General features: G+C 55.5%; 10 protein-coding genes. 8 read left to right on the forward strand and 2 right to left on the reverse strand.

Annotated features, from left to right (window positions below; genetic code table 11):
- The first annotated feature begins 23 nt into the window (after positions 1-23).
- The gene (locus J2X61_RS11845) at positions 24-1,313 is read left to right on the forward strand and encodes a Gfo/Idh/MocA family protein (RefSeq protein ID WP_310187956.1); all 1,290 of its coding nucleotides are present in this window, start codon (positions 24-26) and stop codon (positions 1,311-1,313) included.
- Positions 1,314-1,482: 169 nt separating this feature from the next.
- Here J2X61_RS11845 and J2X61_RS11850 read toward each other — a convergent pair whose 3' ends face one another.
- The gene (locus J2X61_RS11850; protein WP_274469894.1) at positions 1,483-2,325 is read right to left on the reverse strand and encodes a helix-turn-helix transcriptional regulator; all 843 of its coding nucleotides are present in this window, start codon (positions 2,323-2,325) and stop codon (positions 1,483-1,485) included.
- A 148-nt stretch (positions 2,326-2,473) separates the two neighbouring features.
- Between J2X61_RS11850 and J2X61_RS11855 the strand changes: the two genes are divergently transcribed.
- Positions 2,474-3,853 (forward strand): MFS transporter, encoded by a 1,380-nt coding sequence (locus J2X61_RS11855; RefSeq protein ID WP_310187960.1) that lies wholly within the window; start codon positions 2,474-2,476, stop codon positions 3,851-3,853.
- Between the two features lie 880 nt (positions 3,854-4,733).
- Here the strand turns inward: J2X61_RS11855 and J2X61_RS11860 are convergent.
- Positions 4,734-6,719, reverse strand: coding sequence for a beta-galactosidase (locus J2X61_RS11860; RefSeq protein WP_310187963.1), 1,986 nt, complete (start codon positions 6,717-6,719; stop codon positions 4,734-4,736).
- A gap of 319 nt (positions 6,720-7,038) precedes the next feature.
- On the opposite strand from J2X61_RS11860, the gene J2X61_RS11865 reads away from it, so the two are divergent.
- The 6 genes from J2X61_RS11865 to J2X61_RS11890 all read left to right on the forward strand — a co-directional run bounded on the left by J2X61_RS11865 (position 7,039) and on the right by J2X61_RS11890 (position 16,612).
- The gene (locus J2X61_RS11865; protein WP_396135440.1) at positions 7,039-8,010 is read left to right on the forward strand and encodes an ABC transporter permease; all 972 of its coding nucleotides are present in this window, start codon (positions 7,039-7,041) and stop codon (positions 8,008-8,010) included.
- A gap of 35 nt (positions 8,011-8,045) precedes the next feature.
- The gene (locus tag J2X61_RS11870) at positions 8,046-8,930 is read left to right on the forward strand and encodes a carbohydrate ABC transporter permease (RefSeq protein ID WP_274469891.1); all 885 of its coding nucleotides are present in this window, start codon (positions 8,046-8,048) and stop codon (positions 8,928-8,930) included.
- A gap of 43 nt (positions 8,931-8,973) precedes the next feature.
- Entirely contained in the window at positions 8,974-10,545 is a 1,572-nt protein-coding gene (locus J2X61_RS11875) for an extracellular solute-binding protein (RefSeq protein ID WP_310187966.1), read from the forward strand.
- Positions 10,546-10,816: 271 nt separating this feature from the next.
- Positions 10,817-13,162: a helix-turn-helix domain-containing protein gene (locus J2X61_RS11880; protein ID WP_310187969.1), complete on the forward strand. Its 2,346-nt coding sequence runs from the start codon at positions 10,817-10,819 to the stop codon at positions 13,160-13,162.
- A 142-nt stretch (positions 13,163-13,304) separates the two neighbouring features.
- On the forward strand, positions 13,305-15,911 hold the full coding sequence (locus J2X61_RS11885) for an exo-rhamnogalacturonan lyase family protein (RefSeq protein ID WP_310187970.1): 2,607 nt from the start codon (positions 13,305-13,307) through the stop codon (positions 15,909-15,911).
- Positions 15,908-16,612 (forward strand): DUF1961 family protein, encoded by a 705-nt coding sequence (locus J2X61_RS11890; RefSeq protein ID WP_310187971.1) that lies wholly within the window; start codon positions 15,908-15,910, stop codon positions 16,610-16,612. The genes J2X61_RS11885 and J2X61_RS11890 overlap by 4 nt, the downstream gene beginning before the upstream one ends.
- The last annotated feature ends 26 nt before the right edge of the window (positions 16,613-16,638 follow it).

A 16,638-nucleotide genomic window follows, 5' to 3' on the forward strand; every position in this document is an offset into this window, starting at 1 on the left:
AGCATAAGGAAAAGGGTGAAACCATGACGATTAAGAAAAAATACGTGCTAGTCGGATCCGGCGGGCGAGCGCGGTTCTTTTATTCAGCGATTGCAACCGACTTTCGGGAAACCGCGGAGCTGTTAGCCCTGTGCGACGTCAACCAGACGCGTATGGATTATGCGAAAGCGCAGCTGCAGCATAAATTCGATTATCCTGAAGTCCGCACCTACAAAGCGGAGGAATTCGACCTCATGATCGAACGCGAGAAGCCGGATGCCGTCATCGTTACGAGTGTGGACCGCACTCATCATACGTATATGATTCGTGCGATGGAGCTGGGCTGCGATGTTATCACGGAGAAGCCGATGACGATCGATGAGGAGAAATGCCGGCGCATTCTGGATGCGGTGGAGAAAACGGGCAGGAACGTGCGCGTTACGTTCAACTACCGCTACGCGCCTCACCACACGAAAGTCCGCGAGTTGATTCAGGACGGCGCTATCGGTGACGTTACTTCCGTACATTTCGAATGGCTGCTCAATACCAAGCACGGTGCCGACTATTTCCGCCGTTGGCATCGTGACAAGCGCAATAGCGGGGGATTGCTCGTTCACAAGTCGACGCATCATTTCGATCTCGTCAGCTTCTGGATCGGCTCGGAACCGGTTACGGTGTTTGCGCTTGGCGATCTGCTCTTCTATGGGCGGGAAAATGCGGAAAAACGCGGAATTACCCAGTTCTACAACAGGGCGACAGGCAACCCGCTTGCCGAGGACGACCCGTTCGCGCTTCATTTGGACCGGAACGGACGGCTCAAGGCGATGTATTTGGACGCCGAGCACGAGGACGGTTATTTGCGCGACCAGAACGTCTTCGGTGACGGCATCTCCATTGAGGACACGATGGGCGTGCTTGTTCAATATAAGAACAAAGCGATTCTGACCTACTCGCTGAACGCGTACTCCCCTTGGGAAGGCTACCGGATTGCTTTCAACGGGACGAAAGGGCGCCTGGAGATGACGATCATGGAGCAATCGTATGTGAATTCGGGCGGAGATAAAGCGCTTGAAGGCGCGATTAAAAATAAAGAGATTCGTCTCTTTCCGATGTTCGGCAAACCTTATGAAGTGGAAGTGGAGAGCGGCGTTGGCGGTCACGGGGGAGGAGATCCCGTGCTGCTCAATGACATATTCGGAGAAGCGAAGGAGGACCGCTTCCGACGAGCGGCGAACCATCTGGACGGCGCCCGATCTATTCTTGTCGGCATCGCCGCGAACCGCGCAATCCGAACCGGACAGCCGGTCAGCGTAGCGGATTTGCTGCGCGGATAAAGGCGGGGAAGACGGTAAGAGGGTAAGGCTGAAGGACGGTAAAACGGTAAGAGGTAAGATTGAAAGACGGTAAGACTGAAAGACTGCAAGACTGCTGATGATCAGCAGTCTTTTTTGATATCCGCTGCAGAGAGAAGCGCCGCCTGTCACACGACCAAACAGGCTTAGGTCAATAAGAATTCGCTAGAAGCTTATGGACTCTCAACCTCGTATCCTCATTTGCCGGGACATTCACGGTAACGGTGAGATGCTGGGCATCCATGACCAGGAATGAGAGCTGATCGAATTCCAGCACGCCTACAGCCGGATGATAGTTGACTTTCCTTCCCTCAGGGCCATTCAAAACATCATGCTGCGGCCACCATTCTCTGAATTCCTCGCTCGATTGATTCAACGCCTCAATTAGCTCCATAAAGGATGGATCGCCTACGTATTTCCCATAATTCGCGCGAAATTGAGCCAGACGGTGTCTGGCGTGCGTTTCCCATGTTTCTTGCAGCATCTCGCGGGTATAAGGCGAAACGAAGGACCGCCAGAGCGAATTGCGATCCTGCCTGGACATCTTCTCGTAATCCCCATAAATCAGGTTGGCCGCCTGGTTCCAGGCCACAATATCGAGACGCTGATTCATGACATAGACAGGGCTGCTCCCTTGACCATCAAGGAAACTTTGTAGTGTCGGATGGATCACACAGTCTTCCTGCTGCCGAACGGAAGGCTGATGCTGCAGCGCCAAGACGAATAGATGGTTGCGTTCAATCGGATCAAGCCGGAGAGCCGAAGCGATGCTCTCGAGCACTTGTGAAGAGACCTGGATGTCCCGTGCTTGTTCCAGCCAAGTGTACCAATCGACGCTGACACCGGACAGAATGGCAACTTCTTCCCGGCGAAGCCCGGGCGTACGCCTTCTACCTTGCGGTGAAAAGCCAACTTGCTCGGGAGTTAGACGTTCGCGCCGTGTCCGCAGGAACTGGGCCAGTTCACGAAGCCGCTGTTGATTTGAGTTATCCATAGTACAGCCTTTCTTCAGATGAGGCCAGCCATCCCGGGAGATTAACTCCTAGGATAAACCGTCATCTTAATTCAATGTGAATTCCATTATACACTTTCCATGTCGAATACGACGACTATATGTACATGGTGAAGAGGGGAGAATTCCGTTGGAAATTTCAAGACAAATGCAGGCCCGTCCTGCAGACGATTTCAAGAAGAGGTTGCTTTTGACCGGTACCTCGCTCGGTTATTTTCTTGTTTTATTGGATACAACTGTTGTGAATGTGGCGCTGCCGTCGATTAGAAACGATCTTGGCAGCGGTATAGACGGCCTGCAATGGGTTGTTAATGCGTATACGATCCTATTCGCGGGATTGCTGCTCTCTATGGGCGTATTAGCGGATAAGCTCGGGGCCAAACGCGTCTTTCTCGCCGGATTGCTCCTTTTTGCCGGTATCTCGGTGGTCTCGTCGGCAGCTCATTCACTTGCGGCATTGATCGGTTCGCGGGCCCTTCTCGGAGTCGGGGGTGCACTCCTTACACCTTCTTCCTTGGCGCTTCTAAGCCATGCATATCCGGAACCGGCGGAGCGAGCGAGGGCATTGGGGATATGGGCTGCCATCACAGGGACAGCGATGGCCGCGGGGCCAGTGATCGGCGGCTTGCTGGTTGACACACTGGGTTGGCGCAGCATTTTCATGCTGAATGTGCCTGTGTCTCTCGTTAGCTTCGCTATCGTATGGCGCTATGCGGGCGAGACACCTCGCAGGGGCCGGCAGCAATTAGGTGTCATTAGGCAGCTCTGCGCCATTCTCGTTATTGCAGCGCTATGCTTTGCCCTAATGGAGGGCGATGCTTACGGTTGGGCATCATCTGTTATTGTGGGAGCCTTGTGCCTCGTGCCGGCCGGCGGCGTTTTGTTTTATTACTTGGAGCGGAAGCATTCCCATCCGCTGCTGCCGCCTCGTTTGTTCCAAGACACAGCGGTTTCGGCCGGGATGCTCGCCGGTCTGTTGGTCAATATCGGCTTGTCCGGATTGCTGTTCGTTATGCCATTATTTTACCAGCATGTCAGAGGCTTCTCTGCCCATCTCACAGGGCTTGCCCTGCTTCCGATGATGATTCCGTTAGCTTTGGGCCCCATACTAACAGGCCGTCTTGTCGCCAGATACGGTGCAAGAATGCCGATCGTTGCCGGATTTGCTCTCGGAGCTGCCGGGATGCTGCTGCAAGTGTGGACGGATGAAAATACGAGCTACGGGCTGACGATGATCGGCTTGCTCTTGAACGGTTGCGGCATCTCGCTCACGATCCCTTCCTTAATCGCTGCTGTGATGTCCGCTGCCCCGCGAGAGCTAGGGGGCACGGCATCGGGCGCGCTGAACGCAAGCCGCCAGATCGGCGCGACACTGGGCGTTGTCCTGTTCGGCGCGATGGTGGGCTCGGCCACCACTTTTGCGGCCGGTATGCATATGGCTGTGATAGCTGCGGCCGGTCTTATGGTATGCGGCGGTGTTCTGTCTTTTCGTTTCGTTGGCCGTCGTTAAGACGGCAGCGGGGCGTTAGACGCCGCTTGCGGTCTAACGGACAGGGCAGCCGCTATCTCTAGGAGGAGCGGCTCGGGAAAAATCTAACGGACACGGAGGACGTTACTTGCCGATTCCGGGGGCGAAAACGCGCCCTGGAGGGCAAATAACGCCACTGGTGTCCGTTAGCAGCATAAATCGGCCGGGATTGGCCGAATAAGAGCATCTGTGTCCGTTAGCCGAGGCAACGGACTTATGCGGCGCATCCGCGGTGGTCGCGGGTGCGGTTGTATTTGCCCGCGCCTGGCGTCGCCCGCGGTCTAACGGACAAGGGAGCCGCTATTTGTAGGGGAAGCGGCTCGTGAAAAATCTAACGGACACGGAGGACGTTATTTGCCGATTCCGGGGGCGAAAACGCGCCCCGGAGGGCAAATAACGCCACTGGTGTCCGTTAGCAGCATAAATCGGCCGGGATTGGCCGAATAAGAGCATCTGTGTCCGTTAGCCGAGGCTACGGACTGATGCGTCGCCCCGCGGTGGTCGCGGGTTCGGATGTATTTGCCCGCGCTTGGCGTCGCCCGCGGTTTAACGGACAGGGGAGCCGCTATTTCCAGGGGAAGCGGCTCTTGAAAAACCTAACGGACACGGAGGACGTTATTTGCTGATTTCGGGGGCGAAAACGCACCCTGGAGGGCAAATAACGCCACTGGTGTCCGTTAGCAGCATAAATCGGCCGGGATTGGCCGAATAAGAGCATCTGTGTCCGTTAGCCGAGGCAACGGATTGATGCGCCGCCCCGCGCCCCACGCCTCGCGCCCCGCGCCCCGCGCCTCGCGCCCCGCGCCTCGCGCCCCGCGCGCAACAAAAAATGCTGAGCGCACAAACCGCTCAGCATCCAACCTCAAATCCGAATCATTCTGTATTCGTATTTCCCTACCGCAAGCTTGCTGCCGGGCGCGATAAGCTCCTGCTTCAACACATCGACGCCGCCGGCAGGCAGTGTAACACTGCCACCTTTGCCGTCCATGTTGACGACGACCCAGACGTCGAACCCGTCGCCGCGCCTCGGCGCCACGATGGTGCCCGGCGTCACGTCCGTGCGCAGCGTAACCCCGGCCTCATCGGCATAGTGCGTGATGAGGGCGTCCAGCAAGCGCTGGCCGTCCTCGCCGGCCGGCATGGAGCCGAGCATGACGATCTTGCCTTTGCCGCAGCGCTTCTCCGTTACGAAGGCAAGGCCCGGCGACAGGCCGCCCTCGATCGTGCCGACCGCTGACGCACCCTTCAGCTCGTAGACGGAGCTCCAGAGGGAGAGCGGGGCCGTATGGCCAAAGGCGCTGCCGATGGCTCCGCTGTCGTCCATCGGGTAAGTGAAGGCGGCTTCCACGCCCGCAAGCTCCTCCAGCTCGCCGAGCGCGGAGGTCGTGTGGACGGTGTGCGACTCCGTCCGGCCGCCGGTCAACGGGCCGATGACCCACACGCCGCCGTCCTCGGCCAACTTCGTCGCCCGCTGAATGTAGTCCGGCGAGACGTAAGGGAGCAGCGGGGTGAACAGCAGCTTGTAGCCGTCAAGTGCCGCTCCTTCCGGCACGACGTCCCGGTGAACGCCGACATGCAGCAGTCGCGCGTAGAAGTCGGTGACAAGTCCGCGATGATTCAGCTTGCGGTGCGGCTCCGTCTTGAGGAACGCTTTGGCCCGGTCCGAATAAGTCATCGCGACTTCCGCCTGCGCCGGCCGGGTGGACAGGATCGTGGCTTCGATAGCCTGCCGCGCCTGCTCGACCTCCAACACGTTCATATAGCCGACGGTTGGCTTGCCCCATGCGCTCAGCACGGAGCCGTGCGGCTGCTCGCAGCCGGCCCGCTGCTGCCGCCACAGCCAGTAGCAGAACGCCTCGGCGCCAAGCGCGTAAGCAGCTACGGCTTCAGCCTTGAGGTAGCCGTTCGGATGCGGCTTGGCGTAGCTTTCCAACGAAGCGGCATAAGAGGGGCTTGTCTCCATAATCCAATAATCGCGCCCCCGTTTGAAGTTGCGGAACAGGTCGTTATTGATGAGATAGGCCGGCAGATTATCGTACGTGGCATACGTATCAAAGGAAGCGAAATCCAGGCCTTGGAACAGACGCTCATTGTCGACGCTGAATGCAACGCTGCTGTTATGTGTAATCCCAGCGTCCGAATATTGGCGGATAATCGCCGCCTGCTCGTCTGCGAACTGGGCGATGGACTCCATAGAGAAGAGCTGGTACATCGTCTTCAGCGACGAATTATGCAGGAATGGCGCCGGGCCCGGCAGCGGCACTTGATCGAAGCGGTGGTAATACTCGCTCCAGATCTGCGTGCCCCAAGCGTCATTGAGCCGCTCGATCGTACCGTAACGGCGTTCAAGCCATTGATGCCACTGGGTAAGACAAGTTGCACACATGCATTCGGATACATGCGCTTTGAACTCATTGTCGAGCTGCCAGCCGATCAGACCGGGTAATCGGCCCATGGCGCGGGCGATATGCTCCGTAATGATAGCCGCTTTTTCCCGGAAGTAAGGATGGTTCGTGCAAGCATGTTGACGGGAGCCGTGGCCCATCGTCTGCAGCTGCTCGTTGACGTACATGCGCTCGGGATGACCGTCCGTAAACCAAATCGGCGGGGTAGGCGTCGGTGTGCACATCACCGTTTCGATGCCGTTGTCATATAGCAGTCCGACTATGCGGACAAAGAAGCTCAAATCGATCTCGCCTTCTTGCGGTTCCATGTTCGACCACGCGAATTCTCCTATTCGCACGACGTTGATGCCCGCTTTCTTCATCCACTCGATATCCGCCTTCAGCACATCCTCCTGCCAAAGCTCCGGATACCAGGCCGCTCCGTGATACAATTTGTTTCCCATGTTTTATTCACCCATCCATTTCGAATATCGTTCATGTTCACAGTTCAACAATAGCATCCACTATAAGCGGTTTTGAAAAGATGAACAATAAGACATTTTTGCACGCCTTGTTACGCGGATTTGTACGTCTTTTGAACGGTTTTTCTAGCTTTGTACGGCGTCTTCTACATTTTTGTGCGGTTTGCATTTTCTTGATTTTGGCGTCAAACAGGGGTTTGTAAGTGTTTTCAAAAATGTCCGATTGGCGGAAAGGTCAGTGCGGCTCGATAATAAGGGTACACCGCTCGCAGATGCGATCAATAACTTGGAGGTGATGGGAATGAAACAGGCGGCGGCCCCTAATCAAATGGAGAGCGCGCATAAGGCAAACGCCAAAGCTTCGCAGCGCTCCAGCGTGCTGAACCGGTTAAGAAAAGATAAATGGATCTATGCACTGTTAGCTCCGGGTTTGCTATATTTCATTATTTTCAAATATGTCCCGATGTGGGGCGTACTGCTCGCTTTCAAAAATTATCAGCCCTTCTTGGGCTTCTGGAAAAGCGATTGGGTCGGATTGGAGCATTTCCGCATCTTTTTTACGAATCCGGAGTTTTTCATGCTGCTCCGCAACACGTTGCTGCTCTCGTTCTACAACTTGCTGTTCTTTTTCCCGGCGCCGATTATTTTGGCCCTGCTCCTGAATGAAATCAGGCTTGCATTTTTCAAACGCACGATCCAAACGCTCATTTATGTTCCGCATTTCATATCGTTGGTTATTGTAGCGAGCTTGACTTATGTGTTCCTTACGACCGAAGGGGGACTCGTCAACGAACTGCTGCAGAAATATATAGGAAGCAAAGTCGACTTTCTATCCAGCCCCGACTGGTTCAGGCCAATGATCATTATCCAAACGATTTGGAAAGAAACGGGCTTCGGAACGATCATTTTCCTGGCGGCTCTGGCCGGCGTCGATGTCGAGCAGTATGAAGCGGCCATTACGGACGGGGCGAATCGCTGGCGGCAAATGTGGCATATTACGCTCCCTTCCATCCGCAGTACGATCGTCATTTTGCTCATTTTACGGATGGGCGATGTGCTGGACAACGGGTTCGAACAAATCTTTCTGATGCGCAACCCGCTCAACCGGGACGTAGCCGAAGTATTCGATACGTATGTATATATGATGGGGATTACACAAGGGGCTTTCAGTTATAGTACGGCAGTCGGCCTGTTTAAAGCGGTCGTCGGCGTCACGCTCGTACTGGGGGCGAACTGGTTAGCGAAGCGGTTCGGCCAATCGGGCATTTACTAGCCAAGAACCTATTCGCGCAGAAGGAGGAGAGACTATTGGCAAAGCAGTACAAAAGCATACCAGGTACGATATTCGACGTTACGAACGTGATCGTGCTCAGCATAATCGGCCTGCTGGCCGTTCTGCCCTTCATCTATGTCGTGGCGGGCTCGTTCGCATCGGATGCGGAGCTGACGAAGAGAGCGGTGTTCCTCATTCCGGAAACGTTTACCTTAGCGGCTTATACATTCATTTTTTCTACGGATACGATTTTGCAAAGTATTTGGGTGTCGCTCATCGTGACGGTATTCGGCACGGCGGTCAACTTGTTTTTTACCGTGACAATGGCATACGCGCTGTCCAAACGCACTCTGATGGGCCGCAGTACGGTGCTGAATCTGGTCGTCTTCTCGATGCTGTTCGGGGGCGGCTTGATCCCGACCTACTTGGTCGTACGCGAATTGCACATGCTGGATACGTATTGGGCACTCATGATCCCAGGTGCGATCAGCGCCTTTAACTTGATTATTGTGAAAAACTTTTTCCAAGAGCTTCCTCCCGAGCTGGAAGAAGCGGCTAAGATCGACGGCTGCACGGAGCTCGGCCTGCTGTGGAAGATCGTTCTTCCGTTATCGATGCCTGTGCTTGCGACGTTTACACTTTTCTATGCGGTGGGGCATTGGAACAACTTCTTCTCCGCGCTGCTGTACATTAACGACCCGGCCAAATGGCCGCTTCAGGTCATGCTGAGACAAATCGTTCTGCTGTCGCAGGCGGCGGCCGGCGATCTGAATTCGATGGACCCGAACTTTGTGGCGCCTCCGGATCAATCGATCAAAATGGCCGTTATCGTCGTAGGCACCATCCCGATTTTGCTCGTCTATCCGTTCCTGCAAAAGCATTTTGCCAAAGGGGTCTTGATCGGCTCGGTCAAAGGGTAAAACGGATTACGATATAGGCAACTATTAAAAGGAGGGTTATGAGATGAAAAAATGGATTTCTACAGCAGCCATCGGTACGGTGGCCATCACAGCGATTACAGGGTGCAGCGGGGGGAAGGAGGCGGCAACGACGCCTGCGGCTGGGGCCGCATCGCCCGGAGCGACTGCGACCGCAGCTGCGCAAAATGCCAAACCGCTCGATATGAACATCATGCTGCCCATTTTCAAAACGAACTATCCGAAAGACGACGGGCCGGTTGTGACCGAAATCGAAAAGCAAACGAATACGAATATTCACCTGGAATGGGTACCGAACTCCTCCTACACGGATAAATTCAACATTACGCTGGCCTCAGGCAAGCTGCCGCATATCATCTATGTGCCGGATGTGAAAAATCCGAGCTTCGTCAATGCGGCCAAATCCGGCGCATTCTGGGAAGTCGGACCGTATTTGAAAGAATTCCCTACTTTGAGTCAAGCGAACGCCATCATCATGAACAACTCTTCGATCGACGGCAAAAACTACGGGATCTACCGCGGACGCGCACTCGGCCGTAACGGAATCAATTACCGGAAAGACTGGCTGGAAGCCGTCGGTTTGCAGCAGCCCAAAACGATCGATGATTTCTACAATATGCTGAAGGCATTCAAAGAGAAAGACCCGGACAAGAACGGCAAAGCCGATACTTACGGGATGGTTTTGGTGAAATGGACCGGCCAATGGGCAAGCGGTTTCGATACGATTAAGCTGTGGTTCGGGGCGCCGAACAAATGGGGCGTCGTTGACGGCAAGCTTGTGCCGGAGCATCAAACGGCGGAGTACTTGGAAGCGTTGAAATTTATGAAAAAGCTGTATGACGAGAAGCTGATCAATCAGGATTTTGCCGTGTTCGATTCGGCGAAATGGAATGATCCTATCGTCAACAATCAAGCCGGCGTTATCGTAGACGTGACCGATACTGCGGCACGAATCGACGATAAAATCCATGCGGCGCTCGCGAAGGAAGGCAAAGACAAGCCGGATGTCCATTATGTGGACAATATGATCGGCGTGACGGGCAAAAATGGGTTGAAGGCGCTGCCGACATCAGGCTTCGCTGGCATGCTGGCGATTCCCAAATCGACGGTGAAAACGGAAGATGAATTGAAGCGCGTGCTGAAATTCCTCGACCAAATGAATGAACCGGCATTGACGACACTGGCCGGATACGGGATCGAAGGCAAGCATTATACGAAAGACGGCGAAGCTGTCGTACCGACCAAGGACGCCGCGCTGCTGGAATCCGAGGTGGAAGGCTTGAACCAAATGCTGCCGTTCATTCCAGAAGACCGCGGACTGAAAGTGAAGCAAACGCCGCTTCGTCTGCAAACGGCGAAGATTCAAAAAGAAGCGGAGCAGTACATCGTGGCCAACCCGGCTGAGCCGTTCATCTCCACGGTTTACTCGCAAAAAGGCCAGCAGCTCGACAACGTTATCAATGACGCGCGCATCAAATTCATCGTCGGTCAAACGGATGAGGCCGGCCTGAAAGCCGCCTTCGAAACGTGGAAAAAATCGGGCGGCGACGATCTCGTGAAAGAAATGAACGATCTGTATGCCGCAGCGAAGAAGTAAGTCCCTGGCTTAAATATCCGAGCTTCATGGCAACAACCAGACACCAGCTTACCTGGATTTCCAGGGGGCTGGTTTCTTTTGTGTTCAAAGAAGTCGGAAATTTGGATAAGAAAGTCGGAATTTTAGCTTCCACCAACGCAATTGGCGTTGTATGCTCGAATTTATATTTGAAATTATATTTGATTGTCATTCAAGGCGGGCTTCATCGGCATCATTTACCGTCCGCTCATCTTAAACTTAAGAAATGGTTGGTGAGAACATGCTCTTGAGAATGAGAACGGTTAAAAGCAGAATCGGTAATTGGTTAAGCCGGACAGACGGAGGCAAAGGGCGTTTTTACAGAAAAAGCTTGATTATGATTTTTATCGTTTCCGGGATACCCGGCCTCATCATGGGGGCGCTTGTATATGGGATGGCGGGCGGCCGCATCGAGAGCGAGCTGCTGCAGCTCCATTATCAGCAAATCGAGCAGCGCTCCGAGCAGATCGACGATCAGCTGAGCAATTTGGAACTGCTGCTGGCTCATTGGGCATTTGATAATAAATTTGATTCCAGTTTAAACGGGCTTGATTTCGTTCGTAATTTCGAAAGAACGCAAGATATGACCAAGACGCTGGTCGCCATGCAGGGCTCGAACGCGATGGTGAAGAAAGCGGAGCTCTACGTGGGCGGATTCAGCCGTGTGCTGTTCAATCCGGAGTATTCGGTGCCTGAGGACCGTCTTTCGGACAATGTGTACGAGAAGCTGATTCATAGTAAAAATACGACGTTCTGGACACAATGGGCATTCGATCCGAACCATCCGGAGGCAAAGGATCTGACGTTAGTCCATCATATCCCCGGCGGCAGCATGGATCCGTTCGGTGTGATCGTGTTTCGCTTCGATAACCAGAAAATGGCCAATTTGCTCAAAACGATGACGCCTTATTACGAAGGCGAGGCGTTTTTGCTGCAAAATTCGGGAGACCTTTACTTTTCCGCGAACGGAAGCGCTTCCACATCGCCGTTCGTGCAAGCGCTGCGGGGCAAAATCGATAGCCTGCATGCGCCGAAAGGCTCTTTCTTCTTCGATTGGAAAGACTCGACGTATACGGTTTCTTACGGCAGCCTGTCCAGAATCGCGGATGATTGGACCTATGTCTCGGCCTCGCCGATCACGAGCATTATGTCGCCGGTCGTCTTCATCTCGAAGCTGATTATTACGGTAAGCTTGATTGCGCTGCTGCTCGCAGCTTTGCTGTCATGGCTGGCTTCTCGCCGCATTTATCTGCCCGTCAAACGGCTTGTCACGATGCTCGGCGGCCATGGGGGCGGAGCCGTCTGGGCCGGGCAGGGCGATGAGTTCACGTTGATTGAGAAGCAGTGGCAGCATATGCACAAAGAGAGTCTGGAGTTGAACACGAAGCTGGCGGAGCAGCTGCCGCATGTGAAGGACAGCTTCCTGCACCAGCTGCTGCACGGCTATATGTACGCTTATTCGGAAGAAGATCTGCTGCGGCGGATGGAGCAGTTCAAGTGGGACGTGCGGAATCGGCATTTTGTGGTGCTGCATGTGCAGCTCATCGGCATGGCGAGTGTGGACGGAACGTTCCGCAATGGGGACGAGGGGCTGGTCACCTTCGCGGCGGTCAACATGATTAAGGAGCTGGCGGCCCAGCATTTCGAGCAGTGCGATACGCTTAATTTCCACGATTTGACGGCGGGCTTGCTGCTGATTCTGCCGGAGCACCGTCCGGCCAAGGAGGCCGTCGAAGCGTTCAGCGACGAGCTGACGGCGTCGATCAACCGCATTCTGAAAATGCGCGTCACGATGGCATTCTCCCGCCCGGTCGCCCGCATATCGGATATTCCGCATGAGTTCGAGCGGGCGAAGCAGGCGGTCAGCTACCGCAACTTTGAGAATGTCAATCAGATCATCGATATGGAGCAAGGCATTATGGAGGGCGATGCCAAGGCGGAGCCGCAGTATCCGTTCCCGCTGGAGCGGGAGCTTATTCAAGCGCTGCGTACGGGCAGGGAAGAAGAATCGTTCGAGCTGCTGGAGGCGTTCCTGAAGGCATTATCGTGTCAGGGCGCCAAGGAAATCGATGTGCAGCAAGGGATGCTGCATCTGCTCGGCAATGTGCAGCATGCCATTATGGTTTCGGGCATTCATCCGAACCGGCTGTTCAGAGGAGCGAATCTGTATGAGCAGCTGTCCCAAATCCGGGAGCCGAAGCGGATGCTCGAATGGTTCAGGGACAAGGTGCTCGGACCGTTCCTGAAGGAGCTCTCCGGCCGTTCCAACGCCGAGGTCAAACGATTGATCGAAGGAGCGATGATTTACCTGCAGCAAAACTACAAGCACGATATATCGCTCGACAACTGTGCGGATCATATCGGCACGAACCCGTTTTTTCTCAGCAAATCGTTCAAGATTGTGACAGGGAAAAACTTCATCGATTACTTGACCGAGCTGCGCATCGAGAAAGCCAAGGAGCTGCTGCGCAACTCCGAGATGAAAATCAACGACGTTGCCGAGCAGGTCGGGTATCAGCATAGCTACTTTAACCGCATCTTCAAGAAGCTTGAAGGGATGACGCCGACGAGCTACAGAGAGCTTAGTCAGCATTCGTAATCAATAATGTGCAAAAGGGGCAAAAATGTGCAAAAGGCCGGAAAACACGGTGCTCATCCCCGTCAATAAAGTCTCATTGAGGGCAAGACGGACTTTCTCTACAATGGGGCTTATGACGGGGAAGGAGATGAAGCGTTTGGCTATGAACACAGCTATTCAATTGCACAGTTTATCACATAAGGCTTCGCTGCCGGCGGGGATGACTTGGGGGATTCCTTGGAGAGAGGGCGAACTGCGCCGGGACGAGGAGCTGAGGCTGCTGAGAAGCGGCGACGGGACTGCGGTACCGATGCAGAGCTGGGCGACGGCCTACTGGCCGGACGGTAGCGTCAAATGGACCGCACATGCGGCGGCCGATTTGACAGGCGGGACCGATGCGTTCTCAGTGAGCAAAGGCGAAGGCGCCGCTCCGGTACATACGGTGACGGTAACGCAAACCGATGAGACGGTCCGGTTGAACACGGGAGTCATCGAGTGCACGCTCGGCAAACAGGGCAGCCGCTGGCTGCGCAGCATCGTTCGCGGCGGCGCGGAGATCTGCTCCGGCGGCGAGCTGGTCTGCATCAAGGAGAGCCGCAGCGCAGCCTCCGGTATCCGAACGACGAGGGAAGAACCGTTCGAGAGCGATGTGCACCGCTTGACCGTGGAGCAGGAGGGACCTCTTCGGGCGGTTGTCAAAATCGAAGGCAGTCACCGCGCTGCCGGCGGCGCCAGGAAGTGGCTGCCATTCTCGATGCGGCTGTATTTCTATGCGGGACTCGACACGATACGTATCGTACATACGTTTTATTATGACGGCAATCCGCATGAGGACTATATCAAAGGTTTGGGCGTCCGCTTCGCAATCCCGATGAGAGGCGCGCAGTATAACCGGCATATCCGGTTCGCCGGGGATAGCGGCGCTTTCAGCGAATCGCCGAAGACGCTGCATACGCGACGTACCAAAGGCAAGTACCGCGAACTGTTCGAGCATCAGACGGCAGGCAGCCCGGTCCGCTTCGATCCGGAGGAGGATGCGTATTTCCTCGGGCTGCTGGACGATTCCGCTACATGGGACGGCTTCAAGCTGATGCAGCTGTCGGCCGACCATTACCGGATATGGAAACGGACGGGCGAAGGCTGCTCCTGGGTGAAAGTGACGGACGGGCGGCGTGCGGGCGGTGTGGCTTACGTAGGCGGCGAAGGCGGGGGCTTGGCGGCGGGGCTGCGCCATTTCTGGCAGAAGCATCCGTCCGGCTTCGAAGCGCACGGCACGTCGCAGTCCGAGGCTTCGCTCACGGTATGGCTGTGGGCGCCTGACGGCGAGCCGATGGATCTGCGGCATTATGATACGAAGACGCATGTGGAGTCATCGTACGAGGGAGCCGAGGAGCTTCGCGCCACCCCGTACGGCATCGCCAATACGAACGAGCTCATGCTGTGGTGCACGGAGGGAGCGCCGGCTCCGGAGACGCTGGAGCTTATGCAGCAGGAGACGGACAGCCCATCGCTCCTCGTATGCGAGCCGGCGTATTACCGCCAGGCGGGCGCTTTCGGCATCTGGAGTTTGCCGGACCGTTCGACAGCGTCCAAACGGCAGCTGGAGGAGCGGTTGGACGGCATTATTGCCTTTTACATGAAGGAAGTCGAGCAGCGCAAGTGGTACGGGTTCTGGGACTACGGCGATTTCATGCACAGCTATGATCCGGTGCGCCACGTCTGGAATTACGACCTAGGCGGGTGTGCGTGGCAGAACACGGAGCTGGCGCCGAATATGTGGCTGTGGATCATGTTCCTGCGCTCGGGAAGAGGCGATATCTTCCGGATGGCGGAGGCAATGACGCGGCATACGAGCGAAGTCGACGTGTATCACTTCGGTGAATATGCCGGGCTCGGCTCCCGCCATAACGTCGTCCACTGGGGCTGCGGCTGCAAGGAAGCGCGGATCGGCATGGCCGGTTTGCACCGTTATTTCTATTATTTGACCGCAGATGAGCGGATCGGGGATATGATGGACGAAGTGAAGGATTCCGATTTCACGACGGTTCATCTTGATCCGATGCGGGCTTACTTCCCGAAAGACGAGCATCCGACGCATATCCGGGTCGGTCCGGATTGGGCGGCTTTCTCCTCGAACTGGATGACCCGATGGGAGCGCTATGAAGACACAGCTTATAGAGATAAAATCTTGGTCGGCATCGATTGCATCAAGGGAGCTAACTATGGGCTTATCTCGGGTCCGACTTACGGCTATGACCCGAAGACGGGTGTGCTGACGCCGATGGGAGACGACAACTGGGGACGCCATTTGGCGATCTGTATGGGCGGTCCGCAAGTATGGTTCGAGCTCGCCGGCATGCTGAAAGACCCCGAGTGGGAAGAGATGATGGCGGAATTCGGCGTGTACTATAACAAGTCGCAGGAAGACAAGGATAAGCTGACGGAAGGCCGTATCAGCACGAAGCGTTTCGAGCATCCCGTGCTTAGCGCAGCGATCGTCGCTTACGGTGCTTATTACAAGAACGACGAAGAGACTGCGCGGAAGTGCTGGGACATTCTGAACGAAAATCCGTTCGCGCGCGTCGATCTCGTGCAGGATGCGGCTAGCGTGACTCATGTGGATACGCTCGACGAAATCGATTGGATGAATACGAACGAAGCGGCGCAGTGGTCTTTGAATACGATTATCGCCCTAGAGCTCATTGCCGGCTGGTTGCCGGAGCCGCAGGTGCCGCAAGAGCGGCAAGCGATACAGGAGCGGGTAAGATGACGGCGGGAAGCGGTGTACAGGGTATGGAGCTGATACCGCCGGATTGGCGCATGGTGTATAACAATCCGCTGCGGTCGGAGAACGATGTGGCGGGCTTCCGGATGGAGGGGGACGGGGCGGTCTCCTTCCCGATGGGCCGGATGCGGCTCGAGAGCACGCGCGACCCCGGTGAAGGGCAGGCCGCCAATCTGGTGTTCTGGTGCCCGGAGGCGCTGCCTGCCGATATCGCGGTCAGCTGGGAGTTTTGGCCGGTTCGCGAGCCGGGGCTGGCGATTATGTTCTTATGCGCTCAAGGCAGGGAAGGGCAGGATGTGTTCGATCCCGGGCTGGCCAAGCGAACAGGCATCTATGATCAATACCATCATGGAGATATCGATGCGTTCCATATCTCCTACTTTCGCCGCCGGTATCCCGAGGAGCGGCAATTTCACACGTGCAACCTGCGCAAAAGCTACGGCTTTCACCTTGTCGCACAGGGAGCCGATCCGATTCCGGATGTGGCGGATGCGGTGGGGCCGTATCGGATGCTGGCGCTGAAGCGGGGGCGTGAGGTGCTTTTTGCCGTGAATGGTCTGGTGCTGTTCCGGTGGCAAGATGACGGTTCGACCTGGGGGCCGCTTCTCGGAGCAGGCAAGCTAGGCTTTCGCCAGATGGCCCCGCTTATTGCAGAGTACGGAAATTTGCAGGTGTATGCCCCGTAGGCATACGGATAATGGAGGAGATTCCT

Origin of the sequence: Bacillus sp. 3255 (genome assembly GCF_031456485.1) — a bacterium.
Lineage (GTDB): Bacteria > Bacillota > Bacilli > Paenibacillales > NBRC-103111 > Paenibacillus_E.